General features: G+C 71.0%; 24 protein-coding genes. 9 read left to right on the top strand and 15 right to left on the bottom strand.

The window, feature by feature from the left end; genetic code table 11:
* Positions 1–31: 31 nt before the first annotated feature.
* The 3 genes from AC3WLZ_RS13645 to AC3WLZ_RS13655 form a co-directional block, all read right to left on the bottom strand.
* Complete coding sequence (locus AC3WLZ_RS13645) at positions 32–349, bottom strand: hypothetical protein (protein WP_492470384.1); 318 nt, start codon at positions 347–349, stop codon at positions 32–34.
* Positions 350–351: 2 nt separating this feature from the next.
* Positions 352–561, bottom strand: a complete 210-nt coding sequence (locus AC3WLZ_RS13650; protein WP_492470385.1) for a hypothetical protein — start codon at positions 559–561, stop codon at positions 352–354.
* 91 nt (positions 562–652) lie between these two features.
* Entirely contained in the window at positions 653–946 is a 294-nt protein-coding gene (locus AC3WLZ_RS13655; protein ID WP_492470386.1) for a GNAT family N-acetyltransferase, read from the bottom strand.
* Between the two features lie 428 nt (positions 947–1,374).
* Between AC3WLZ_RS13655 and AC3WLZ_RS13660 the strand changes: the two genes are divergently transcribed.
* The 3 genes from AC3WLZ_RS13660 to AC3WLZ_RS13670 are packed head-to-tail and all read left to right on the top strand — an operon-like array spanning position 1,375 to position 3,425.
* Positions 1,375–2,112, top strand: a complete 738-nt coding sequence (locus AC3WLZ_RS13660; protein WP_492470387.1) for a winged helix-turn-helix domain-containing protein — start codon at positions 1,375–1,377, stop codon at positions 2,110–2,112.
* A 55-nt stretch (positions 2,113–2,167) separates the two neighbouring features.
* A complete protein-coding gene (locus AC3WLZ_RS13665) occupies positions 2,168–3,151 on the top strand; it encodes a DNA-3-methyladenine glycosylase family protein (RefSeq protein ID WP_492470388.1) in 984 nt (327 codons plus the stop codon).
* Between the two features lie 52 nt (positions 3,152–3,203).
* Positions 3,204–3,425: a hypothetical protein gene (locus AC3WLZ_RS13670; RefSeq protein WP_412925458.1), complete on the top strand. Its 222-nt coding sequence runs from the start codon at positions 3,204–3,206 to the stop codon at positions 3,423–3,425.
* 30 nt (positions 3,426–3,455) lie between these two features.
* On the opposite strand, the gene AC3WLZ_RS13675 is transcribed toward AC3WLZ_RS13670, so the two are convergent.
* Entirely contained in the window at positions 3,456–4,427 is a 972-nt protein-coding gene (locus AC3WLZ_RS13675) for a GNAT family N-acetyltransferase (RefSeq protein WP_492470389.1), read from the bottom strand.
* A gap of 89 nt (positions 4,428–4,516) precedes the next feature.
* On the opposite strand from AC3WLZ_RS13675, the gene AC3WLZ_RS13680 reads away from it, so the two are divergent.
* Positions 4,517–4,807, top strand: coding sequence for a DUF4287 domain-containing protein (locus AC3WLZ_RS13680; RefSeq protein WP_492470390.1), 291 nt, complete (start codon positions 4,517–4,519; stop codon positions 4,805–4,807).
* 4 nt (positions 4,808–4,811) lie between these two features.
* On the opposite strand, the gene AC3WLZ_RS13685 is transcribed toward AC3WLZ_RS13680, so the two are convergent.
* A complete protein-coding gene (locus AC3WLZ_RS13685; protein WP_412925462.1) occupies positions 4,812–5,426 on the bottom strand; it encodes a MerR family transcriptional regulator in 615 nt (204 codons plus the stop codon).
* A 71-nt stretch (positions 5,427–5,497) separates the two neighbouring features.
* On the opposite strand from AC3WLZ_RS13685, the gene AC3WLZ_RS13690 reads away from it, so the two are divergent.
* Positions 5,498–6,007: a DUF4188 domain-containing protein gene (locus AC3WLZ_RS13690; protein ID WP_412925463.1), complete on the top strand. Its 510-nt coding sequence runs from the start codon at positions 5,498–5,500 to the stop codon at positions 6,005–6,007.
* Here the strand turns inward: AC3WLZ_RS13690 and AC3WLZ_RS13695 are convergent.
* The 8 genes from AC3WLZ_RS13695 to AC3WLZ_RS13730 all read right to left on the bottom strand — a co-directional run bounded on the left by AC3WLZ_RS13695 (position 6,001) and on the right by AC3WLZ_RS13730 (position 15,906).
* Positions 6,001–7,305 carry an FAD-binding oxidoreductase gene (locus AC3WLZ_RS13695; protein ID WP_492470392.1) on the bottom strand — a complete coding sequence of 435 codons (1,305 nt, stop codon included), beginning with the start codon at positions 7,303–7,305 and terminating at the stop codon, positions 6,001–6,003. The genes AC3WLZ_RS13690 and AC3WLZ_RS13695 overlap by 7 nt on opposite strands.
* Complete coding sequence (locus AC3WLZ_RS13700; RefSeq protein WP_492470393.1) at positions 7,302–8,414, bottom strand: LLM class flavin-dependent oxidoreductase; 1,113 nt, start codon at positions 8,412–8,414, stop codon at positions 7,302–7,304. The genes AC3WLZ_RS13695 and AC3WLZ_RS13700 overlap by 4 nt, the downstream gene beginning before the upstream one ends.
* A gap of 29 nt (positions 8,415–8,443) precedes the next feature.
* A complete protein-coding gene (locus AC3WLZ_RS13705) occupies positions 8,444–10,063 on the bottom strand; it encodes a dipeptide ABC transporter ATP-binding protein (RefSeq protein WP_492470394.1) in 1,620 nt (539 codons plus the stop codon).
* A 3-nt stretch (positions 10,064–10,066) separates the two neighbouring features.
* On the bottom strand, positions 10,067–10,915 hold the full coding sequence (locus AC3WLZ_RS13710; RefSeq protein ID WP_492470395.1) for an ABC transporter permease: 849 nt from the start codon (positions 10,913–10,915) through the stop codon (positions 10,067–10,069).
* The gene (locus AC3WLZ_RS13715) at positions 10,912–11,919 is read right to left on the bottom strand and encodes an ABC transporter permease (protein ID WP_492470396.1); all 1,008 of its coding nucleotides are present in this window, start codon (positions 11,917–11,919) and stop codon (positions 10,912–10,914) included. Before AC3WLZ_RS13715 ends, AC3WLZ_RS13710 begins: the two co-directional genes overlap by 4 nt.
* Positions 11,920–11,927: 8 nt before the next feature.
* A complete protein-coding gene (locus AC3WLZ_RS13720; RefSeq protein WP_492470397.1) occupies positions 11,928–13,574 on the bottom strand; it encodes an ABC transporter substrate-binding protein in 1,647 nt (548 codons plus the stop codon).
* 227 nt (positions 13,575–13,801) lie between these two features.
* Positions 13,802–14,944, bottom strand: a complete 1,143-nt coding sequence (locus AC3WLZ_RS13725) for an acyl-CoA dehydrogenase family protein (protein WP_492470398.1) — start codon at positions 14,942–14,944, stop codon at positions 13,802–13,804.
* Positions 14,945–15,030: 86 nt separating this feature from the next.
* The gene (locus AC3WLZ_RS13730; RefSeq protein ID WP_492470399.1) at positions 15,031–15,906 is read right to left on the bottom strand and encodes a LysR family transcriptional regulator; all 876 of its coding nucleotides are present in this window, start codon (positions 15,904–15,906) and stop codon (positions 15,031–15,033) included.
* A 181-nt stretch (positions 15,907–16,087) separates the two neighbouring features.
* On the opposite strand from AC3WLZ_RS13730, the gene AC3WLZ_RS13735 reads away from it, so the two are divergent.
* Together AC3WLZ_RS13735 and AC3WLZ_RS13740 are read left to right on the top strand one after the other, a co-directional pair.
* The gene (locus AC3WLZ_RS13735; RefSeq protein ID WP_492470400.1) at positions 16,088–16,450 is read left to right on the top strand and encodes a carboxymuconolactone decarboxylase family protein; all 363 of its coding nucleotides are present in this window, start codon (positions 16,088–16,090) and stop codon (positions 16,448–16,450) included.
* Positions 16,443–17,303: a sulfurtransferase gene (locus tag AC3WLZ_RS13740; RefSeq protein WP_492470401.1), complete on the top strand. Its 861-nt coding sequence runs from the start codon at positions 16,443–16,445 to the stop codon at positions 17,301–17,303. The genes AC3WLZ_RS13735 and AC3WLZ_RS13740 overlap by 8 nt, the downstream gene beginning before the upstream one ends.
* A gap of 1 nt (position 17,304) precedes the next feature.
* Here the strand turns inward: AC3WLZ_RS13740 and AC3WLZ_RS13745 are convergent, their stop codons facing one another.
* Complete coding sequence (locus AC3WLZ_RS13745) at positions 17,305–18,630, bottom strand: flavin monoamine oxidase family protein (RefSeq protein ID WP_492470402.1); 1,326 nt, start codon at positions 18,628–18,630, stop codon at positions 17,305–17,307.
* A 75-nt stretch (positions 18,631–18,705) separates the two neighbouring features.
* On the opposite strand from AC3WLZ_RS13745, the gene AC3WLZ_RS13750 reads away from it, so the two are divergent.
* Complete coding sequence (locus AC3WLZ_RS13750) at positions 18,706–19,338, top strand: LysE family translocator (RefSeq protein ID WP_492470403.1); 633 nt, start codon at positions 18,706–18,708, stop codon at positions 19,336–19,338.
* A gap of 96 nt (positions 19,339–19,434) precedes the next feature.
* Here AC3WLZ_RS13750 and AC3WLZ_RS13755 read toward each other — a convergent pair whose 3' ends face one another.
* A complete protein-coding gene (locus AC3WLZ_RS13755; protein ID WP_492470404.1) occupies positions 19,435–20,808 on the bottom strand; it encodes an HNH endonuclease signature motif containing protein in 1,374 nt (457 codons plus the stop codon).
* 1,179 nt (positions 20,809–21,987) lie between these two features.
* On the opposite strand from AC3WLZ_RS13755, the gene AC3WLZ_RS13760 reads away from it, so the two are divergent.
* Positions 21,988–22,608, top strand: coding sequence for a histidine phosphatase family protein (locus tag AC3WLZ_RS13760; RefSeq protein ID WP_412925478.1), 621 nt, complete (start codon positions 21,988–21,990; stop codon positions 22,606–22,608).
* Positions 22,609–22,616: the final 8 nt, after the last annotated feature.

Below are 22,616 nucleotides of genomic sequence, written 5' to 3' on the forward strand. Positions count from 1 at the left end.
GACGTTCTCGGACCCGACGGAGACGACGAGGTCAGCCGCCGGCGACCTCCGCCGCGAGCGCGCGGATACGGTCGTCGCCGAGGTCGAGCCCGACGTCGCTGAAGCGCTGGCGCAGCACGTCCGCGATCCGCTCCTCAGGCGCGTCTCCGACGTCCGCTCGCGTCTGCGCGACGACACCGGCGATGCGCGCGGCGTCATCGGTGGGGTGAGTGTCCATGGCGGGCTCGGACTGCTCGTCCGGCCGCGACACCTTGCGGTCCTCGTGCACCGCACCGCCGACCGAATCCGCGGGCGAGGCACCGCCTTCCGCGGGGTCCGAGGGTTCGGGGCTTCGTGTGTCGTCGGTCATGGTCACTCCTCCGTGCTCATGTCGGGGTCGATGCCCTGGCTGGCCGCATCGCCCTCGATGGGGTCGGAGGGCTCGGCGTCGTTGAGACGCGGGGAGCCCTTCGCGTGGTCGTTCTGTTCCGACGTCTCGCCGTCGGCGACGTCGCCGCTCTCCCAGCCGCCGGGCGGGTCGGCGTCGATGACGCCGTCGGGAAGGTCGCGTTCCTCGGTCATGACAACCCCTCTCATCGAGCCCCAGCTTGGTTGCCGCTGAGGGCGGACCCGCGGGGGTTGACGGGGGAAAGGGGCGCGGGTAGCGAACCGGTCAGCTGCGCGCGTGCAGCAGATTCGCCCGCTCGGGGTGGGCTTCGAACCACTCGCCCACGTACCAGCACACGGGGAGGATCTCGCGGTCCCCGGCCTGCGCGATGGCATCCACGGCCCTCTCGACGACCACCGCGGCGTAGCCGTGTCCGCGGAACGTGGGGATCGTGAACGCCCGGGTGAGGGCAATCGTGCGCCCGTCGTCGCGATAGTCGAGAACGGACACCAGGTCGTCGCCGTCGTGCAGGGTGTAGCGCGAGGCGTCCCGGTCATCGGCGAAGCGCAGGTCGGTCATGGGAATACGGTACGCCGGTGCGGACCTATCGGCGCTGAGAGCGCATACTGCTCGGCGATCAGTCGGCTTTGGCCCGGAATTCGAGCAGGATGCCACATTTCCGAACGTCATCATTTGACGTCGACGGACACGATGGGTCATAATCGCCCCCATGACTGTCAACGCGCTTGCTCTGTCCGCCCGGGAGGCGAACGGAACTGCCGGCATGATGATGCCCGGCCGCGTTGTCATGTGTTGTCGAATGTGCCGCTAACAGCGACCCTCGCCCTGACGATCTCGTGCTTCTGAACGCCGACGTCGTCACCCGGTCGTCCGCGGTACGCGTCGATCACGCGCCCGGACACCGCGCTCCGGCCCCTCGGCCACACACCTCCCGTCGAACCCCGCCCCTCTGACGCCCGGGTTCACCACTGAAGGACACCTTCCTCATGTCGATCTCCGCCGTTCTCGACCGCCCCGCCGCTTCCACCACCCGCCCGCAGCCTGCCGGACGCGTCGCCCCCGCGCAGCCCGCGGCCTCCACCACTCCCGCCACTCCTCCGGCTCGACCCGCCCTTCCCGCCGGGACGTCGCCGCGTGGCTTCGCTCTCTACGTCGGCATCGACGAGTCCAAGGCCGCCGAAGCCGGCGTCAGCCTCGGCACCCTCGTCGAGGCCCTTCGCCGTACCCTCAGCGAACTCGCTCCGGCCGCAGAGACGTACGCCACGGTCGCCCTCGCCCCCGCCGGCGCCGGCGGCCGCGACGTGGACGTCGTGCGCCTCGCCCTGCACGAGCCCTCGGCGGTCGCCCGCACCAAGGAGGAGCCCGCCGAAGAGGACCGCGCTCCGCGCGGTGTCATCGTCGACATCTCCCGCAAGCGCGTCCTCATCGACGGCGAGTCCGCGGCCTTCACGTTCAAGGAGTTCGAGCTGCTGCAGTACCTCGTGCTTCGCGAGGGCCGCACGATCGAACGCACCGAACTGGTGTCCTCGCTCTGGGAGGGCACGACCGACGACGAGGCTCCCGGCGAGCGCACGATCGATGTGCACGTGCGTCGCCTGCGCGCCAAGCTCGGCGTCTACGAGGACATCGTCCGCACCGTTCGCGGCGTGGGCTATCGGTTCGACCGTCACGCCGACGTGTCGATCCGCTACGGCCACGGCACACCTTCGCCCGACCGCTTCTGACACGCGCCCCCGCGTCTCCGGCCGGCATGTCGTGGGGGCGACGTAGGGTGTCGGCATGAGGTCGACCCGCGAGCGCACACACCCGCGTGATGCGGGCTCGTCGCTCACGGCGCCGCTCCGCGCCGAGTACCGTCCGCGGACTCGCGTCGACGTCGAACGCACGATCGCCGCGCAGCGCCACGGACGAAACGACCCGACGTTCGCGGCCACGGGTTCCCTCCGCAGCGGGGGCGTCGTGTGGCGAGCCAGCCGCACGCCGACGGGGGTGGCCACCCTCGCGCTCCGCAGCGCCGCTGACGGCACGGTCCACGCAGCCGCGTGGGGGCCCGGAGCCGAGTGGGCGCTCGACCAACTGCCCGCGCTGTGCGGAGCGCTCGACGACCCCGAGGGTTTCGACGCGTCACGGCATCCGTCGGTCCACGAATGGCACCGCCGTCATCCCGATCTGCGGATCGGACGCACCGATCTGGTGTTCGACGCCCTGGTCAGCGCGATCATGGAGCAGAAGGTCACGGGGCTCCAGGCCTTCTCCGCCTGGCGGAGCATCGTGACCTGGTACGGCGAGCGCGCTCCGGGGCCGACCCCCCATCCGATGTTCGCTCCCCCCGATCTCGAGGGGTGGCGGCGCGTCCCCTCATGGAGCTGGCACCGGGCGGGGCTCGAACCGCCGCAGTCACGCACGATCGTCGAGGCCGCACGCCGCGGGGCGTCCATCGTGCAGGCTGCCACCGGGGCGGCCGACGCCGAGGCGCGCGATCGTGTCTTCATCAGCCTGCGCGGAGTCGGCGTGTGGACGAGCGCGGAAACGCGCATCCGGGCCTTCGGAGATCCGGATGCCGTGAGCATCGGCGACTACCACCTCGCGCATCAGGTGGGGTACGCCCTGACGGGCCACCGCACGGACGACGACGGCATGCTGGAGCTCCTCGAACCCTTCGCCGGTCACCGCCAGCGCGTCATCCGCCTCATCTACGCGGGCGCGAGCCTCGAACCGCGGCGCGGCCCCCGAATGCACCCCGAGGACCACCGCGATCGCTGAGGGGCAAGAGACCGGTCCCCACGCGGGTCGGCCCCACCCTAGGCTGGGGCGCATGACGCAAACCGGAACAGGGTGGCCCCGCGGACGCACCTACTGGCTGCTGGGCTCGGTCGTCCTGTTCGCCGCGGGTGTGCTGTTCGGACTGGTGTTCCAGAACGTCTGGCTCGGGTTGATCCTCGCCACGGTGGTCTCGCTCGGCTGGCTCATCGCCTTCGAGTCCAGTCGTGGACGCAACGTCGGCGTCAACGACCCCGACAACGGCGTCGAACTCTGACGGCCCGAGGCGCCGGCCGGCTCGAGCCGATCACGACGCCCGCTCCGACACGAACAGCGCGCACGTCGTGCCGTAGTAGTCGTCCGTGAGCCCGACGGCGCGCATCCCGAGGCGGGTCGCGACCGATTGCGACGCAGCGTTGTCGGGGTGGGTCACGGCGACGACGCGCGAGATGCCGGTCGCGTGGGCGAGCTCGAGAACGGCGGCGGCGGACTCGGTCGCGTACCCCCTCCCGGCGGCGTCCGGATGGAAGTGCCAGCCGATCTCGATGTTCTCGGGGCGATCGGCACCGACGCCGTCCGACCAGGGGATCGGCTTCAGCAAGATCACCCCGAGTCGCGTGCCGTCCGGGGCCGTGACCGCCCGGACACCGAGCACACCGTCGGCGCGCGCGGCCCACCGCTCCAGAAGGGCATCGACCTCTTCGGCATCCGTCATCACGCTCCCGTCGCCGATGTAGCGACGCACCTCGGGTCGCCGGTACAGGTCGAAGAGGAATGCGCGGTCGTCGGCCGAGCGCGTCCACTCGCGCAGCACGAGGCGCTCGGTGGTCAGCCGGGTCCGCCGCATGGGCAGGTGCGGGATGCCGTCCTCGGCGAACGGCTCACCGGCCACGACGAACCCGAACCGGCCGTACCAGTCGCCGAGCTGCGCCTGCGCGTCGAGGAGGATCGGGATACCGGGGGCCTCGCGATCGAGCAGTCCGACCGCGGCGCGCATCAGCTCGGCGGCAAGACCGCGGCCACGCGCTTCGGCGGCGGTCGCCACTCGACCGATGCGGGTGTTCCGTTCTTCGCGCAGAATCCGCAGGGTCGCGAGCACCGCGCCCGAGGCATCCTCGGCCCACATCAGCTCCGCGCCGGGCTCGATGTCGCGACCGTCGATCTCGGGGTACGCCGCCTCCTGCTCGACGACGAAGACGCTCACGCGCAGCCAGAGCAACCGGTAGAGAGTGAGCGGGGCGATCTCGGCGACGGGCGCGCGATGAAACGTGACGGCCATTCCTCGACGCTATCGCGCCGTCTCGCTACCCTGACCCCGGGGCACTGCTCGGTCCCCCGCGCCGCCGTCCCGGCGAGACAGGAGAAACGATGTCGTTCCAGGCCTACCTCGACGCGGTCGAGAAGAAGACCGGACTGACCCCGCGTCAGTTCGTCGACCTCGCGCAGGAGCGCGGTTTCGGCCCGGGCACCAAGGCGACTCCGATCCTGGAGTGGCTGAAGGCGGACTACGACCTCGGCCGGGGTCACGGTATGGCTCTCGTCCACGTGATCACCAAGGGACCGCAGATCAGCGACACCCACGTCGGCTCGGGCGGCACGCACAGCGACGCGAGCGACACTCTCTGGCTCGACGGTGCCGCCACGAACCCGAACGGCTGACCGCTCAGTCGTGACCGAAGCGGCGTGACGCCGCGATCTGCTCGGCGACCCGCCGGAGAGCCAGGATGAGCGGCTCGACCAGCGCGGTGCCCAGGACGACGTAGCGCAGCGCCGCCTCCGGGGATTCGGTGGGGGTCGCGTCCAGTTCGGCCGCGGCGATCGCGCCGAGGTGCGAGACGTACGCATCCAGCACCGGCTCGGGGACGACGAATCCGGCGCGATCGAGCGCGGCGAGCGCGCGAGCGACCGCGGCCACCTGTGCGGGGAAGCAGTCGTCTGCGGCGCCGCCGAAGCGGCCGAGGAGCGCGAGAGCGGGTCCGAGATCGAGATCGTCGTCGTCGGCGCCAGGCGGGTTGACGGCGGCGCTGGCCGCCCCGAGCAGGTCGTAAGGGTGCTCGGGCGGGCTCTCCAGCACGGCGATGACGTTCCGCACCCCGGCGATTCCGACCCCGGCATCCACGAGCGCACGGATGATGCCCAGTCGCCGGACGTGCTCCTGGCCGTAGGCCGCCTGCGTCGCGGACGTGCGCTCTCCCTCGGGCAGGAGGCGCTCGCGCAGGTAGTACTTGATCGTGGCGACGGAGACACCGCTGCGGGCGGACAGTTCCGAGATCCGCATGGATTCCCCCTTGACTCGATAGCTCTACTATCCAACACTAGATAGTGACACTATCGAGTGAGGACGAACGCATGGCATCCATCAATCCGGGTCGCATGACCCACCGGCACGACGGCGAACTCGTTGTCTTTCACATCGGGATGACCATCAACCGCTGGTGGCGGCCCGACGCGTGGCTACCCGTCTTCGGGGAGATGGGACCGATGCTGCGCGAGCTGAGCATGGACCCCGACTCGGGACTGCTCGGGTTCACGATGCTCTTCGGCCCGCGCGGGCCGTACATCGTGCAGTACTGGTCGTCGCTCGAGAAGCTCTACACCTACGCCTCGGCACCCGCGCACGCGCACCGCCCCGCGTGGACGCGGTTCAACAAGCGCGCGAGGAAGGCGGCGGGCGCCGTCGGGATCTGGCACGAGACGTATCTCGTCGACCGCGCCGAGTCGATCTTCGTCGCGACACCACCGATGGGATTGCCGAAGGCGACCGCGATCGTCCCGGTCGGTTCCCGCCACGACCGCGCCGCGGCACGGGCCGCCGACGGGCGCACCACCGCACGCCCGACGGTCGAGCCGGCTCAATAGGCGCTGTCGGGGTTCAGGATGCCACGCGGGTCGAACACCCGCTTGATGTCGTCGTGCAGGCGCACGACCACATCGCCCAGTTCCCGGCGCGCCCACTCGCGCTTGAGACGGCCGACACCGTGCTCGGCGGTCACCGTCCCGCCGAGCGCGAGGGCCAGCGCGAAGATGTCGTCGGCAGCGCGCACGGCGGCCTCGGGCAGATCGCCGTCCTGGTCGTCGACCACGATGATCGGGTGCAGGTTGCCGTCCCCGGCATGGCCGAAGACGAAGATCGGAACCTCGTGCCGGTCGGCGATGAGGCGGATGCCGCGGATCGCCTCCGCGAGCCGGCTGCGGGGTACGGCGATGTCCTCGATCAACGGCCGGCCGATCCGCTCGAGGGCCGGAAGCGCCTGGCGGCGCGCGTGCAGCAGGTCGGCGGCACGATCGGCATCCTCGGTCCACTCGTGGTGGGTCGCGGTCGGAGCGACCGCCTCGATGACGACCCCCATCTCCTCCGCCGCCCCGAAGCCGTCCGTCTGCGCGAGGAGGAGCGCGTCCCCCCGCTCCCGCAGCGCGGTGCCCTCAGCGGCGTCGATCGCGGCGAGCGTCGCGCCGTCGAGGATCTCGAGCACCGCCGGGCGCGCGCCGCTGACCGCGATGGCGGCCACGGCGTGCGCCGCGTCCTCGAGGGACGCGAAGAACGCCGAGGCGGTCGCGAGCCGTCGCGGGACCGGCAGAAGACGCACCCGGGCGGCGACGACGATGCCGAGCGTCCCCTCGGACCCCACGACGAGCCCCGCGAGGTCGTATCCCGTCACCCCCTTGATCGTGGGGCGTCCGAGGCGCACCAGCGAGCCGTCGGACAGGACGACATCGACGGACATCACGGCGTCGCGCGTCACGCCGTACTTCGCTCCCCGCAGGCCCCCGGCATTCGTGGCGATGTTCCCGCCGATCGTCGAGATGCCGACGCTGCCCGGGTCCGGCGCGTAGAAGAGACCGTGGGCCCGGGCCGCGGCATCCAGATCCGCGGTGATGACACCGGCCTCCACCTCGGCCGTACCGTCGACCGCATCGATCGCCCGGATGCGGGTGAGCTGCGAGAGGTCGAGGACGATCGTGCCCTCCCCCGCCACCGCGCCCCCCGCGAGTCCCGAACCGGCGCCCCGCGTGACGAGGGGGAGTCCGGATGCCGCGGCCCGTCGGACCGTTTCCTGGACCTCCGCGACATCCCGCGCCACGACGATCTCGGCGGGAGTGCCCACCGGTCGCAAGCCCGACCGGTCGACGGCACGGTTGATCTCGGTCGCGGTCACGCCACGTTCCGTTGCCCGAACACGACCTCGGGATCGATCCCGCGGCGCGCGACTTCCTCGCGCACCAGCGGGATGACCAGGCGCCCGGCATCCACCGCGTCGTTCAGGTCGCCCAGCGTCGGGAGCGAGACGATGTCGGCCCCGAGCTCGACGTACCGCACGATGGCCGCGGCGATCGTCTCGGGCGAACCGACCAGGAGCGACGATGCGCCACCGGATCCGGCGACCCCCCGTGGGGTCCACAGGACACCGCCGTCGTGCTCCCCGGCCTGCTTCGCGAGCTCGCGCAGGCGAACCGAGCCGACGTTGGTGCTGTTGATGTCGCGGACCTTCTCGTAGAACGGACGGGCCGCCTCGAGGATGCCGCGGGCCTTCTCGCGGGCGAGAGCGTCGGTCGCGGCGACGACCGGCCGGAAGGTCACCCAGAACCGGAGACGATCGGTGCGCCCGGCCGCGCGGGCGTGCGCGTAGACGCGGTCGATCTGCTCCGCGGTCTGCGCCAGCGGCTCCCCCCAAAGGGCGAAGATGTCGGCGTTCGCGCCGCCCGACGCGTACGCGAACTCGCTCGAGCCGCCGAGCGACACCGGGAGCGCACCGCCGGAGGACGTCGAGTACCCGGGGCCGAAGCCGTCGAAGCGGTAGAACGCGCCGTCGTGGGAGAACGGCTGCGTCTCGGTCCAGACGCGCCGGAGCAGCTGGATGAACTCGGACGAGCGACGGTAGCGCTGCTCCTTGTCGAGGTAGTCGCCCTGGCGCGCCTGCTCGTCGTCGCTGCCGCCCGAGATGATGTGCACGAGCGCACGGCCGCCGGACAGCTGGTCCAGCGTCGACAGGCCCTGCGCCGCGACCGTCGGGAAGGCGGAGTTCGGTCGTACCGCCACGACGGTCTTGAGCTTCTGCGTCGCGGCGAGAACGGTCGCGGCGAGCGCGTACTGGTCGGCGCTGGCGGAGGCGTACGGGATCAGGGTGTAGTCGAACCCGTACACCTCGATGGTGCGCGCGTAGTGGCGCAGCCAATCCACGTCGATGGGCGTGGTGAAGGTGCTCCCACCGTGGGCGGGGGCTCCAGGCGGACGGCTGCCGACCATGTTGACGAATTCGACGGGCATGGATTTTCCTTTCTCGGGAACCAGAGGGGTCAGACCGTGGCGGGCACGGCGGATCGGATGCCGCGCGGGTCGGGGACCGCGGCGACGAGGGAGCGGGTGTAGGGATGCTGCGGGTTCTCGAGAACCTCCGCGGCGGGGCCGTACTCGACGATGCGTCCATGGCGGAGCACCGTGACGGTGTCGGCGATCTGGCGCACGAGCGCGAGGTCGTGCGACACGAACAGGTAGGTCAGACCCCGCTCGACCTGCAGCCGCGCCAGGACGTCGAGGATCTCGGCCTGCACGGTCACGTCGAGGGCGCTCGTCGGCTCGTCGAGGACGAGCACGTCGGGTTCGAGCACGAGGGCGCGCGCGATCGCGACGCGCTGACGCTGACCGCCCGACAGCGCGGCCGCGCGGCGGCGCCACAGGTGCTCGCGCAGGCCCACCGCGACGAGCGCGGCGCGCGCTGCCTCGCGGCGCGCCCGCCGGTCGCCGACCCGGTACCGGTCGAGCGGCTCCCGCACGAGGCTCTCGACGTGCCACGAGGGGTCCAGTGACGTGAAGGGGTTCTGGTAGACCAACTGCAGGTGACGGCGCACCGACCGCAGCTGGGCGCGGGACCGGCCGTGCACCTGTTCCCCCGCGACGCGGAGGTCGCCGGCATCCGGAGTCTCGAGCCCCAGGAGCAGGCGAACGGTCGTCGTCTTGCCCGAGCCCGACTCGCCCACGAGCGCGTGCGTACTGCCGGCGGCGACCTCGAAGGTGACGTCGTCGACCGCGCGCAGCTCCTCCCCGCCGACGGGGAACGTCTTCACGACGTCCGACACCTGCACGGCGGGGCGGGCGGGATCGATGCGGCGTTCCGCGAGCAGGGCACGGTACCGGTCGGGCGACAGGGCGGGCACGTCGGCGCGCAGCGCTGAGGCGTAATCCGAACGCGGTGCCGTGAACACCTCCCCCACCGGACCGGCCTCCTGGATGACGCCGTCGCGCAGCACGACGAGGTCGTCGGCACGCTCGGCCGCGAGGGCGAGGTCGTGCGTGATCAACAGCAGACCGATACCGAGGGAGGTGCGAAGCTCGGTGAGGAGGTCGAGGATCCGCTTCTGGATCGTGACGTCCAGTGCGCTGGTGGGCTCGTCGGCGACGAGGAGTGCCGGCTGAGGCAGCACGGCGAGGCCGATCAGCACACGCTGGAGCATGCCGCCGGAGAGCTGGTGCGGGTACGAGCGGTACACGCGCTCCGGGTCGGGCAGCCCCACGCGCTCGAAGACGTCGAGGATCGCGGCCCGGCGGCGCGCGGCATCCCGCTCGCCCGTGAGCGCGGCGGCCTCGTGAGCCTGAGAGCCGATGGTGCGGACGGGGTTGAGCGCCGAGGCGGGGTCCTGCGGCACGAATCCCAGACGCCGTCCCCGCAGCGGCCGAAACCGGGCGAGGGACAGGGCGAGGAGGTCGTCGCCCTCGAGGAGCACGCGCCCCTCGGCCTGGCCGGAGTCGCGCGGGAGGAGTCGGAGGACGGCCTTGGCGATCGTCGACTTGCCCGAGCCGGACTCGCCGATGAGCGCGAGGCTGCGGCCGCTGTGCAGGTCGAAGGAGACATCGTTCACGACGCGGCGCCCGCCGTACGACACTGACAGGTCGCGGACGGAGAGGAGAGGTTCTGTCATGGCTCAGTCCTTCGCTCGCAGCCAGCGGCTGACGCGGTTGATCGACAGCACGACGACGACGATGACCGCCGACGGGGCGTAGACGAGCCACGGGCTCGACACGAGATAGTCCTTGCCGGCCGACACCAGCAGGCCCCAGTCGGATGCCGGGGGCGGGTCGCCGTAGCCGAGGAACGCGAGCCCCGCGATGACGAGGATCGACACCCCGAACTGCAAGACCGCGAGCGACAGCACCGACCGAGAGGCATTGGGCAGCACGTGTGTGAGCAGAACCTGCCAGCGCGAACCGCCCTGCAGCTGCGCGGCCTCGACATAAACGGTGTTCCGGACCTTCAGTGCCTCGGATCGCATGACGCGGGCGAAGACGGCCACCGCGGAGACGCCGGTCGCGATCGCCGCGTTGATCGTCTCGAAACCCAGCGAGCTGACGACGACGACGGCGAGCAGGAAGCTCGGGATCGCCAGCAGCACGTCCACGACGCGGGCGGTCACGACATCCACCAGACCGCCGAAGAAGCCGGCGACGAGCCCGAGCAGCCCGCCGATGACGACGGCGATCCCCACGGCCACGAGGGCGCTCAGCACCGACGAACGCGTTCCGTAGATGACGCGCGCGAGGAGGTCGCGCCCGAGGTTGTCGGTGCCGAACCAGTGCGCCGCGCTCGGCGCGAGCAGTTTCTCGCTCGTGTCTCCCACGACGGGGTCGTACCCGGTGAAGAGCGAAGGAGCGATGGCCCACGCCGTGGCGACGAGGATCACGAGCACCGACACGACGACGGCGACGGGGATGCCACGGCGCCGACGTCCGGCGGAATCGGCACCGGTGAGGACCGGTGAGAGGACGGCGGTCATCGGATGCTCACTTTCTCAGGGAGGGCCGCGTCCCCGGTGGGGGCGGGCACGGCGGCGCGGCGCGGCTTGAGCAGGGACACGCGCGGGTCGAGCACGGGGTAGAGCAGGTCGGCGAGGAGGTTCACGGCCACGAAGATGACGGCGGCGAGCGCCACGACCGCCTGCAGCACCGGCAGGTCCTGCGTGGCGACGGCCGTCTGCACGACGCTGCCGATCCCCGCGCGTCCGAACACCGTTTCGGTGATGAGGGCACCGCCGAGCAGCTCCCCCACCGTCAGCGCGATGATCGTGACGACCGGAAGCGCCGAGGGCTTGAGCAGGTGTGCGAAGAACAACCGGGCGCGGCCCAGCCCCCGGGCGTACGCGACGACGGCGTAGTCCTCGCCGAACTCGTGGTCGAGTCCGGTGATGAGCACCTGCGCGATCTGGGCCGAGACCGGGATGCCGAGCGCCACGGCCGCGAAGAAGGTGGCGATCGGGGAATCCGGGTCGATCACCGAGAACAGGCTCAGCTGGAAGGCGAAGACGTTCAGCAGCAGCAGACCGATCACGAAGTTCGGCACAGAGAGGAACAGGGCCGGAACCGACCGCAGCAGCTGCGCCGCCCGGCGCGGAAGCACCTGGGTGCCGTACGCGATGGCGAACGCGAGGACCAGGGCGACGCCCAACGCCGACGCCGCCAGAGCGAACGTCGAAGGCAGGGCGTCACCCAGGATGGTGGCCACCGGCTGGCTCGACCTCAGGGAGATCCCGAGCTCGCCGCGGACGAAGCGCCCGAGCGCTTCGACCAGCTGGATCCACACCGGTCGGTCCAGTCCGTAGAACTCCACCATCTTCTGGATCTGGTCCTCGGTGAAGCCGTTCTCGGGGTTGCGCAGTGTGCTCGTGAGCGGATCGCCCGGGAGCACACTGATCACCACGAAGGTCAGCACGTAGGCCAGCAGCACCACGACGACCGCTTGGCCGAGGCGCTTGGCCGCGAAGATCAGGTAGGCGGAGTTCATGTCGGGTCCTACTTCTGCAGGTACGCCGTGGCGTAGTTCGCGATCGCCACGCCGTTGTACGTGACGCCCTGGAGCTTCGGGCTCTGGACGTAGATGCGCTGGACGATCTGCGTGATCGGGACGAACAGGCCGTGCTGGAGCACGTAGGTCTGCAACTCATCGACGGCCTGGGCGCGCGCGTCCTTGTCGGTGGCGCGGGCGATGCTGTCGCGCAGGCCGTTGAGCGTCGAGTCCGCCTCGCCGAGACCGAACCAGTCCTCGCCCTTGTTGGCGTTGGTGAGGATGCTGGCGACCGTGCCCACGTCGATGAAGGATCGGGTCACCTCGTACAGCGGGGTGTTGGCACCGACCTTGACCTTCTCACCGAAGGTGGCCACGTCGTAGGTCTGGACCGTCACGTCGAAACCGAGGTCGCCGAGCTGCTGCGAGACGAGTTCATCGATCGAGGCGGATGTCGCGAGGTACGGGTTGGCATAGAGAGTCACAGCCAGGGGCTGTCCGTCCTTGGTGCGCTTGCCGTCGGCGCCCTTGACCCAGCCCGCCTCGTCGAGGAGGGCGGCAGAGGCCTTCGGGTCGTACGCGAAATCGGCGGAGTGATCGGTCGCCTCGGGCACACCGCTCTGGATGAAGCCCTCCGCGGCCTGCCAGCCGTCGGTGTACACGGTGTCGAGGATCTGTTGGCGGTCGATGCCGTGCTGGAGCGCTTGGCGCACCTTGACGTCGCCGAACGGTGCTGCCTGCACGTTGACGGCGTAGCCATTGGTGAAGCCGAGGTAGCGCGGGAGCCCGGCGACGTATCCCTTGTCGGTGAGGCCCGCGATCTCGCTCGGCTGGACGTTGTAGATGACCTGCGCCTGATTCGAGGTCAACGCACCGATGCGGGTGCTGGACTCGGCGACCTGCTTGTACGTGAGCGTGTCGAGGTAGGCGGGCCCGGTGTGTCCGAGAGCCTGGGGACCCCAGCTGTAGTCCGCGCGCTTCTCGAGCACGACGTCGTCGCCGTCGGCCCAGCTCTTGATCGTGAACGGACCCGAGCCGGAGAAGTTGTCGAGGTTGCCCTGGTCCTGCTTGCTGAGGGCGAGCGTCTTCGGCGAGACGAGGATCGAGCCGTGGTAGCCGAGCGTCGGGATGAAGCCGAGCGTGGGGGCCGAGAACGTCACCTCGACGGTCTTCGCGTCGACCGCGTTGGCCTTCTGGTAGGTCTTCGGGAACAGGCCGATCGGTGTGATGCCCTTATCGGGGCTGCCGAAGGCCCAGTAGTCGAGGTTCGTGACGACCGCGGCGGCGTCCAGCGCCGTGCCGTCCGAGAACGTGACCCCGTCCTTCAGATGCAGCGTGAACGCGGTGGCATCCGTGTTCTGATCCCAGCTCTCGGCGATCCACGGCGACACGGCACCCTTGTCATCGACGTAGACGAGCTTGTCGGTGACCTGGCCCCAGATGTTGCCCTGGTAGCTGGAGATCGAGCTCTCGTTGGGCACCCAGCTGGTGCCGAGGGAGTTGATCAGGAAGACGACGTCGCCGCCCTCGGTCGGCGCGGCGTCCGTCGGGGCTACGGAGGTCGTCGTGCCGGCGCAGCCGGCGAGAAGGGTGAGGGACAGGGCGAGGGCCGCGCCGAGGGCGGCTCGGCGTCGGCGCTTCGGGTGTGCAGACATGGGCTGTGGTTCCTTCGTCGGGACCGACCGCCGTACGCGGTCGGAAACTCTTCAGCGAGTCTCAGCGGGCCGCGAGGAAGCGTCCAACGACGACGGCGGATGAGAAACGATCGGCGCGGGTGATGGATGGCGAAACCCCCGGAATCCGCAGGATTCCGGGGGTTTTCGGGGGTAGCGCGCCACGTGCCGGGCGCCGCCCGTGTCTTTGCGGATGACGCCGTGTTGCGTCAGAGGCCGAGGACTTTCCGCCCCGCTCCGATGAGCGCCGAGTCCTCTTGGGGCGGGTGGACGCGCGCGGAGAGGACATCACGCAGGTGACGCTCCAACGGGTTGGTGCGGCTGAGAGCCGGGTTGCCCAGTGCGGCGACGGCGGCCTCGACGGCGGTGATCGCCGAACGGACGACGAGGACCTTCGCCAGCGGCACGCGCGCGACGGCCTCCGCGTCGCCCGCGACCGCCTTCTCGGTCACCCCGTACAGCAGTGTCTCGGCCTGCACGAGCTGCGCCTCGATCTCTCCCGCGATCGTCTGGATGCGCTCCGTGGTCGCGATCGCTCGGCCCAGGCCCGCCGGGACGCGGTCGTGGGAGAAACGGAGGAAGAAGTCCTGCGCGGCGCGCGCGACCCCGACGTACAGCGCCGCGTGGGTGAGACCCAGGGCGCTCGCCTGCGCAGCCGGATCGCGATACACCCCCGTGTAGGGGATCTCGAGGAAGTGATCCGCGGGCGCCTCAACGCCGTCGTAGACGACGTCGTTGGTGGAGCTCGCCCGCAGGCCCAGGTGGTCCCACGTCGGGATGATCGTGATGCCCGGCGCATCGCCGCGCACGATGAGATGCCCCACGCGCGGTTCGGGGTCGTCCGTCTTCGCCCACACCAGGTGGTAGTCCAGGCCCGTGCTGGCGGTGACGTAGGCCTTGCGTCCCGTGACGGCCCAGCCGTCCGCGGTCCGGCGGACCGTGGTTGCGGGGAGCCCGCCGCGCGCGGGGGCGCCGAGCTCGGGTTCGGCGCGCGCGGTGTTGATCGAGACGGGGCGCTCCGCTGTTTCGGCGATGACCTTGTCGTACAGGTGCGCGGGCCACACGTCACGGTCGATCTGCGCGATGTGGGTCGCCAGCGTGTTCGCGACGATGAGGGCGACGGAGGGGTCGCCCCGCCCGATCGCCTGCAGGAACCGGAGCCGCTCCACGGCGTCGACCTGACCGCCGCCGAACCGTTCGCCGATCACGGCCTGGAACACCCCCGCGCGGTGGACGGCGTCGAGACCCTCGGCGGGGAAGTCTCCCGAGCGGTCGTAGCGCTCGGCGGTTTCGGCGACGGCGGCGGTGAGGGCGTCGAGGTCGACGCGCGAAAGGGTCGGGGAAGCAGTCATGCTCCCCATGCTCCGCGCGCGGGAGCGGCCTCGTCCAACAGGGATCCGCGAACCGCATCCATCGGGGTTTCCGATGAGCGGGACGCTCAGGCCGAAACGGCGTGGATGTGCCGACGGACGGCGAAGAACCCGTCGAGGGATGCCAGTGCCGCCTGCTCCACGTCGGGCTCGAGGCCGCGACGGGTGATGAGCCGCACGAAGATCCGGCCGAGGTCCGGGAAGTCGCGACGCACCACGAGACCCGCCGGCGCGCGCCCCGCGGTGGGCAGCACGGCGACGCCGAGACCCGCGCGCGCCGCGGCGATCACGCCCTCGAGGCTCCCGGACTCCGCGGCGATGTCGACGCGTGCGCCGATGTCGCCGAGCTCCTGCAGTGCGCGCTGCCGCATCCCGCACGGTTCGACATAGGCCACCAGCGGAACGGCCTCGCCGTGGGTCGGAGGCTGCCACGTGGGCGACGCGTACCAGTTCAGCGGAAGGTCGCCGACCTCGACGCCCGCGACGGTCGAACCCGTGTCGAGCACGACGGCGAGGTCGATGGTGCCCTTCGACACGGCATCCGTCATTCGGGTCGATCGGTCGATGTGGAACTGCACCTGGCGGTCGGGGAACGCGCGGCGCAGCGTCCCCAGGAGCTCGGGGAGGATCTGTTCCGCCGCCGTCTCGGTCGAGCCGACGACGATCGTCCGCGCCCGGGTGATGTCGAGGCGTGCGAGAGCCTCGTCGTGGACGGCGAGGATGCGACGGGCTTCGGCGAGCAGCTTCTCGCCTGCGAGCGTGAAGCGCGCGCGCCGCCCGTCGCGTTCGACCAGGGGCTGCTGCAGCCGCTTCTCCAGCGAACGGACGTGCTGGCTCACTGTGGGCTGGCTCATGTGGAGGGCCACCGCGGCACGACCGAATCCTCCGCACTCGTCGATGGTGACGAAGGTGCGGAGTTGGATGATGTCCAAGGTCTCGGCCATTTCTGGACGATAGCCGCGGGGACCTCTCGCGCGCTGGTCGGAGGTCACGCGCGTTCACATGGCATCCATCGTGCACGACGATCGGTGCCCATCACGGACCCGGCATTGCTCGGCAGTGACCGCGCTTCCTAGGCTCGGACGGGTGCGCGCCCCCGGAGCGGCGCGCGGCAGGGAGTGAGAGATGAGCGACTTCTTCGACCGTGAGGGAGACCGCGCCTACACGCGCGACTACAAGGAGACGACGCCGGACGTGCTGGCGGCGTTCACGGCGTTCAACGACAGCGTCTTCGCGCCGGAGGGTCGCGAGATCCCGCTGAAGTTCCGCGAACTCATCGCCCTCGCCGTCGCCATTACGACCCAGTGCACCTACTGCATCGACGGCCACTCGCAGGCGGCCGTGCGTGCGGGGGCCTCGAAGGCCGAACTCGCCGAGGCCGCGTGGGTCGCCACCGCGATCCGGGCGGGCGGCGGGTTCGCCCACGGCCGGCTGGCCTTCAAGCTGTCGGGCATCCACGAGAACGAGGCGGTGCACGCGCATGTCTGACGTGCTGGTCACCGCGACAGAGCTGCGCGACGCGCTCTCGGCCGGCCGCTTCGCCGACGGCGGCCCCGTGCGCGTGCTCGACGTGCGGTGGCGGCTCGACCGCCCGGACGGGCTGCCCGAGTACCGCGCCGGCCACATCCCGGGCGCGCAGTACGTCGACCTCGACCACGAGCTCGCCGCCCACGGCGAGCCGACGGACGGACGGCATCCGCTCCCTCCCGTCGAGGCCCTTCAGGACGCGGCCCGGCGCTGGGGCATCGACGACGGCGACACCGTCGTCGTGTACGACGACCTGAAGAACCTTTCGAGCGCGCGCGCCTGGTGGCTGCTGCGGTACGCCGGTGTCGCCGACGTGCGCTTGCTCGACGGGTCGTTGCGCGCGTGGACCGACGCCGGGTTCGACGTGGAGACGGGGGATGCCGCCCTCCCGACGCCCGGATCGGTGACGCTGGCCTACGGCGCCCTGCCCGTGCTGCCGCTGGAGGACGTGGCCGAGTTCGCCGACGGTGGGCTGCTGCTCGATGCGAGAGCGGGCGAGCGATACCGCGGCGAGGTCGAGCCCATCGATCCGCGCGCGGGACACGTGCCGGGCGCGGTGAGCGCCCCGACGACCGAGAACGTCGGCGCCGACGGCCGCTTCCACGACGCGGAGGCTCTCCGCACGCGCTTCACCGAGCTCGGCGCCGTGCCAGGGATCGAAGTCGGCGTGTACTGCGGCTCCGGCGTCACCGCGGCGCACCAGGCGGTCGCGCTGACCCTGGCCGGGTTCACGCCGCGGGTGTTCCCGGGGTCGTGGAGTCAGTGGTCCAACCACCCGGAGCTGCCGGTGGCGACGGGTCCCGAGGCGCGCTGAGTCAGGCCCAGAGCTCCTCGATCGGCACCGCGCGGCCGAGCACGTGCTCGGCGGCGCGGTGCCCCGAGAGCAGGGCACCGGGCACGGTCGCGGGGTCGTCGCCCCATGTCGCCTCACCGGCGAGGTGCAGGACGCCGCCGACCGGCTGGGCGAGCTCGTCGTGGTCGGGGCCGACCGACCCGGGCTTCATGTAGCTGTACGACCCGCGCGAGAACGGGTCGTCCTGCCAGCGGGTGACGACGACGCTCCCGGGCTCCGGGACCCCCTCGCCGTACAGGCGGCGCAGCTGCGTCATCGTGGAGGCGGCGATCTCCTCATCGCTCCAGTGCCGCGTCGCGACGGCGGCCGGGCCTGCCGCGAACGTCAGCAGCGCAGCCTCGTCGTGGATGCGGCCCAGGTCGTACCAGGAGTGCCACCACTCGCCCTCGTCACCGAACTGGCGGATGCCGTAGACCCCGGCATCCCAGAACCGCTCCGGGAAGCGCAACACGACCTTCTCGAATGCGTTGGATGCCAAGACTTCCAGCACACGCTGGTGGGAGTCGGGCAGCGGTGGGGTGATCGCGACATCGCCCGACTGCAGGACACCGATGGGGAGGGTGACGACGGCCGTGGCTCCGTGGAAGGTGCCGTGGTCGGTGGTCACGGTCACGCCGTCGTCGGCCCAGGCGATCGAGGTGACGACGTGCTCGAGCCGCACGTCGAGTCCCTGCGCCAGGTTGGTGGCGAGTTCGTCGTACCCGCGCGGGAACACGACCTCGTCGCCGTTGACCGTGTCGTCGTCGAGGCCGTGCGCCCCGAGCACCGACATGTGGACGCCGTACTGCTCCTCGGCGCGGCGACCGTTGTACTCGCGGACACGCTGCGCGCGCTCGGGCGCCCAGTCCCGGGCGGCGAGGGCTGCCTCCACGACGTCGGCGTAGGTGGCATCCGGGGCGGAATGCGCGATGACGTCGACGAGGTCGGCGTTGAGCGTGCGCACATCGTCGGCGAAACGGCGCACCTCGTCGGGGTCGAGTCGTTCGCCGTCAGCACCGAAGTAGGCCAGCGGCCGGCTGTCGGGCTGGTAGCCCCCGACCGTGAACTCGACCATGGGCATACCGAACGCGCGGGCGGCCGCCTCGACGGGGCTGTCGTCGATGCCGTGGATCCAGGACGCGCCGCGATCGGTGACGTGGTGTCCGTCGCGCTGCGAGTGGACGCGTCCGCCGACTCGGTCGCGCGCCTCGACCACCACCACACGTCGACCGGCTCGATCGAGCAGGCGGGCGGCCGACAGGCCGGCGATGCCCGCTCCCACGACGACGGTGTCGAACTGCTCCGGCATGACGGCTCCCTCGGGTAGACGATCGTGTCACGAGAGTAGTCCGGGCGGCCCTCGCGGCGGCGTTAGTGTGAGCGCATGATCCCGTGGGAGAACCTGGTGGCGTTCGCGCTCGCCTCCGTTGTCATCATCGTGATCCCGGGACCCAGTGTGCTGTTCGTGATCGGCCGATCGATCGCGCTGGGGCGCCGGGCGGGAGTGCTCAGCGTGGTCGGCAACTCCCTCGGCACGATCCCCGCGGTCGTCGCGGTGGCCTTCGGTGTGGGGGCGATCGTGGCGTCGTCGGTCGTGGCGTTCACGGTCGTCAAGATCGTCGGCGCGGTGTACCTCGTGTGGCTCGGCATCCAGGCAATCCGGCACCGCCACGACGTCCGCGCGGACGCGACGGTGCGCCCGCGCTCGTCGTGGACGCTTCTGCGCCAGGGCATGGTCGTCGGGATGACGAACCCGAAGACGATCGCCTTCTTCGTGGCGGTTCTGCCGCAGTTCGTGTCGCCGTCGGCGGGCGCCGTGTGGGCACAGCTGCTCCTGCTGGGGCTGCTGTTCCAGGTCATGGCATTGCTCTGCGACAGCGCCTGGGCACTCGCGGCCGGTACCGCGCGAGCGTGGTTCGGTCGATCGCCGCGACGGATCGCCGGGCTGGCGGGGACCGGCGGGGTCATGATGATCGGCCTGGGCGGAGCGCTGGCGTTGACGGGCGCGAAGGCATAGTCCGCGGCGGGGCGCGAAGGCGTCGTCCACGGACGGACGCGAAGGCACAGTCCGCGACGGGGCGCGAAGGCGTCGTCCGCGGCCGGGGCGCGAGGCCTAGGCGGCCGGCTCGCATTCCCCCGCCTCCCACGGGGGCGGGTCTTCTTCGAACCGAACGCCTGCGACGTCGGTGGCGTGCGGGTAGGGCACGGGGTGGTCGGTGTAGACACGGCCGGTAGGAGAAGTCCATTCGAGGAGCCCTCCGTCGAGTTGTCGAACGTTCCAGCGGGTGAACTGCTTCTGGGTGTGATGGCGTTGGCACAGGCAAGCGAGGTTGCTCACGTCGGTCTTCCCGCCGAGCGCCCAATCCGTGGTGTGGTCGATCTCGCAGCGAATGGCGGGTGCTGTGCACCCCGGCCATCGGCAGCCGCGATCGCGGGCCCTGAGATGGCGGTCGATGGCTGCGGTGCGGGCATAGGTGTCGGTGCGCAGCACCGCCCCAGTGACGGGATGCGTAACGACTCGATCCCAGGGAAGGGAAGTGGACTCGGCGAGAGCGCGGGCGGTGTCCGCGTCGATGGGGCCGCGGCCCACCAGGTCCGCCGGGGCGATGTTCTCCCGTGAAGGCCTCAGCACCGTCAGCGCGGGCACGATGACCTGGACCCTCGCGCGGATCTTGCCCAGCGTGCCCGGCCCGTCGCCCGGTCGAGTGGGGTCGAGCGTGGGGTCGCCGGTGAGGAGCATGTCGGCGAAGACGTCCGCACGGATCTGATCCATCGTTCGTGTCTCCGCGGCGTGCGGAACGGGCGCGACGGTGGTGTCACCGTGTGCTGACCCGTCACTCTCCACGCGGTTCCCGTCCCCCGCGCTCACTTCCCGGCCTGCCTGCCAGATGACCCGCGCCTGCTGGGTCATGCGGTCATGGATCGCCTCGGCGATCACCGTCGGTAATGTCGCGATGAGATCGGACATCCCGTCGGAGCCGGGAATCACCCGAATGCACCGCAATCGCCGGCCGGCGCGGTGGCGTTCGGTGATCGTCTGTGGATGCAAACTCTGCGCGGCGACGGCGAGCCGGTTCTTCAATCGGCCCGGGCTGGAAACCTCGGCCGCCGACGCCACGGCGACCCGGTCGAACTCCGCTCGGGCGTCCAGCGGAAGCTCGGCCCCGGCATCCGCAATCACCCGCACGTGTCGTCGCGAAATCGCCCCAGCCTCCCACGCCCCCACGGTCAACGGATAGGAGTCCACCAGAATCATCGCCTCGCCGATGTCTCGCTGCACCGTGCGATCCGATACCCGACATGCCGCGCCGATCTCCGAGGCGACCTCCCTCATCGCCATGTCCGACTCGCGAGCAGACGATCGCGCCGACCCGGTGGCATCCACAGCGAACTGCCCCGCCGCAGCCAGCGCCCGAACCCGGGCGGCTTCGGCCGCCGCCACCGCGGCCTCTGCCGCGACGACCTGCTCAACGAGGCGCGCGAGCATGCGCACATCGCCCGAGAGGCCCGCAGGATCCGGCCCGGAACGCGCAGCAGGCGACCGCGCGGGCCGACCTGCCGCGCGGCGTGCGCCCGAGTCAGCTAGCGATCCCGGTCCGTGATGCCTGCCGGGGTCCGGCTGCGGCTCGGGCGACGTCGGGACGACATTCGAAGACATGTTCGAAGGTTACTCGACCCGACAGATATTTCCCAGGCCTCAGGCCCAATCTGTGGAAAGGCCACGCCATTCGAGGACTGTGGAGGAACCGTCAGAGAGGGCGATCCGCCACCCACACCGCGCCGCGCGCCGTGCGGGTGCCGTCGCTCTGGGGGCGCTGGGGTGGGCGTGCTCGCCCTGGGGGCGCTCGGGGTGCGACCGCGGTGTGTGTGCTCGGCGTGGGGGTTCGCTCCGGGGGTGTCGCTCCGGCGGTGCTCGGGGTGCGGCCGCGGTGGGTGTGCTCGGCGTGGGGTGTCGCTCCGGGGGTGCCGCTACCCGGGGTGTCGCTCCGGGGGTTTGCTCCGGGCGTGTCACTGCCGGGGGTTCGCTCCGGGCGCGCCGCTCCGGGCGTGTCACTGCCCGGGGTGCCACTCCGGGCGTGTCACTCCGGGGGTGTCACTCCGGGCGTGTCGCTGCCGGGGGTTCGCCCGGGGGGGTCGCTTCGGGCGCGCTCCACGATCGGGGCCGTGATGAGTCCGCAAACAGACGAAGGGCCGGTCGAGGAGTGTCGACCGGCCCTTATCCCTGCACCAGAGTGTCCTGCAATCACATGTCGGTAGCTGCCACAGCAAAACAACTACCGTGCCAGCACTCTATAACGGTGAGGTAACGGAGAGGAAGAGGGCGCCGTTATGTTTTCGTGATTCATAACTGGTTCATCAGATCGGCGGGTGGCGCGACGGTGGTGTGCTGGTGGTTCGGCTGCGAATCGACTCGCGGTGCGGCTGTGCTGCGAGTGGTGGTGCTTCTGCGCGGCCGCCCCAACCGCGGCCGCCCCCGCCGCGGCCGCACCCACCCGGCCGCACCCACCCCGCGCGGCCGACACAACCGCGCCCCCAACCGAGGCCGCCCCCACCGCGGCCACACCCACCGCGGCCGCCCCAACCCCGGCCGCCCCAACCCCGGCCGCACCCACCGCGGCCACACCCATCGCGGCCGCACCCGTCGCGGACGCGGGAGGATGGGCACGTGAAAGATGAGGATCTGACCGACCCCGACGGGCGCCTCGTGCTCGTGCGTCACGGCGAGACCGAGTGGAGCCGCACCGGTCGCCACACGGGGCTCACCGACATCCCCCTGACCGAGACGGGCGCGTACAAGGCCGAACTCGCGGGGACCCTGCTGGCGACACGGCACTGGGATCGCGTGCTCACGAGCCCCCTGGAGCGGGCGGTCGAGACCGCGGCGCGTGCCGGGTACCCGCAGGCCGAGATCGAGCCGCGCCTGGTCGAGTGGGACTACGGCGCCTACGAAGGCCTCACGACCCCCGAGATCACCGCGCAGCTGGGCCGCCCCTGGACCATCTGGCAGGCCGGTGCCCCCGCGGGCGCCACGCCCGGCGAGACCGTCGAACAGGTCACGGCCCGCGCCGAGTCCCTCCTCGACGAGCTACGTCCGCGAGTCCGCGCCGGCGAGCAGGTGCTCCTGTTCTCGCACGCGCACTTCCTGAGGGCGCTCGCCGGCGTCTGGCTCGGCCTCACGGCCGCGGGCGGCCGCTACTTCGTGCTCGGGACCTCGGCGGTCAGCGAGCTCGGGTTCGAGCACGGCTCCGAGGTCATCACGCAGTGGAACCACGTGCGCGGGCGCTGATCTCCCGC

The organism is Microbacterium sp. FW305-3-2-15-F-LB2, assembly GCF_058787255.1.